A 1,235-nucleotide genomic window follows, 5' to 3' on the forward strand; every position below is an offset into this window, starting at 1 on the left:
GGTCAAGGTCCTGGCCTGCCAACTGCCCGCCGAGACCGGCACCCCGCTGTCGCGCTGGTCGTGCCCGGAACTGGCACGTGAGGTCGTGGTCGTCCGCCGCATCGCCGACTCGATCTCTGCCTCCACCGCCCGCCGCTGGCTGCGCGAGGACACACTCAAGCCCTGGCAGTACCGATCCTGGATCTTCATCCGCGATCCGAAGTTCCGGCCCAAGGCCGCCCGCATCATGGACTGTATGTCGGCACCTTCGACCGCGTCCCGCTGAGCGCGGACGAGTACGTGGTCCGAAACCAGCTCCGAGCCTTCGAAGACCGCTACAACGCCACAGCAAAGCCGTTCCAGTGGAAGTTCACCACCTCCGACCTGGACGATCTGCTGTCCCGGCTCGACCGACACACACACGACCGACAGGGAGAATCCTCCGCCTCACCAGCAACGTGATCAACCCCCGAAGGACTTCGGGCACCGAGCACTTGGCCCTGGGCACGACAAGGCCGGTGGGGCTGGCTGTCGTGCCCCGGTTCCAGAGTTCGGCACATGTCCGGTCACACACCTGACCGCCCGGTCGACGTGGAGAGCCTCTGCCCCGAGCTGCTTCCCTTCCGCCGTGAGTCCGTCCGCCTGCACCCGCGCCCCGGTTCTCCGACGTGCCAGGACAGCTCCGTCGGCGGCCCTCTGCTGTGGCCCGCCGACGAACCATGGCCGGTTGTGCGACGCGGAACACTAGGACACGGACACCACGAGCCGCCTCGAACCCGCCACGCCCATGGCCCCCATCGTGCAGATCCGCCGGGCCGACGTACCCACCCTGCCCTTCCCCGAGGGCACCGACCTGCTCCAGGTCCTGTGGTGTCCCTACGCGCACGGCACCTACTGCCACCCGCTGCCCCAGGTGTACTGGCGAGGCTCCCTCGCCATCGGAGAGGTGGCGGCGACACCTGCACCATCGGCGGCCGGGTTTCCCGATGGCTGGTACCCGGCACCCTGTTTCGTTCACCCCGAGCAGGTGACCGAGTACCCGAGGAATGACCGCCCCCGGGATCTCCGCGACGCACTCGACGTCCAGGTCCTCACGCCGGAAGCCTTCGCCGAGCCGGTCGCCGAGTTGCCGGCATGAGCCGGGAAGGGGCATCGGCCACGCGAAAGGCCTCCGGCCGTCCCGCGTACAGGCGGGGCGGCCAGAGGCCTCAAGTCGGCGGCGAGGAAAGCGAAGGGACTAATTTCAGGAGTAGTGG

At 68.4% G+C, this 1,235-nt stretch carries 1 protein-coding gene and 1 pseudogene; both read left to right on the forward strand.

The annotated features are described in order from the left end of the window. Positions 1 to 265: pseudogene (locus ACFV0Q_RS41815) on the forward strand (hypothetical protein); the annotation flags it as partial. Positions 266 to 766: 501 nt separating this feature from the next. Next, positions 767 to 1,117, forward strand: a complete 351-nt coding sequence (locus tag ACFV0Q_RS41820; protein ID WP_385013359.1) for a hypothetical protein — start codon at positions 767 to 769, stop codon at positions 1,115 to 1,117. The last annotated feature ends 118 nt before the right edge of the window (positions 1,118 to 1,235 follow it).

The sequence above is a fragment of the Streptomyces sp. NPDC059564 genome (genome assembly GCF_042735575.1).
In the GTDB taxonomy this organism is placed as follows: domain Bacteria; phylum Actinomycetota; class Actinomycetes; order Streptomycetales; family Streptomycetaceae; genus Streptomyces.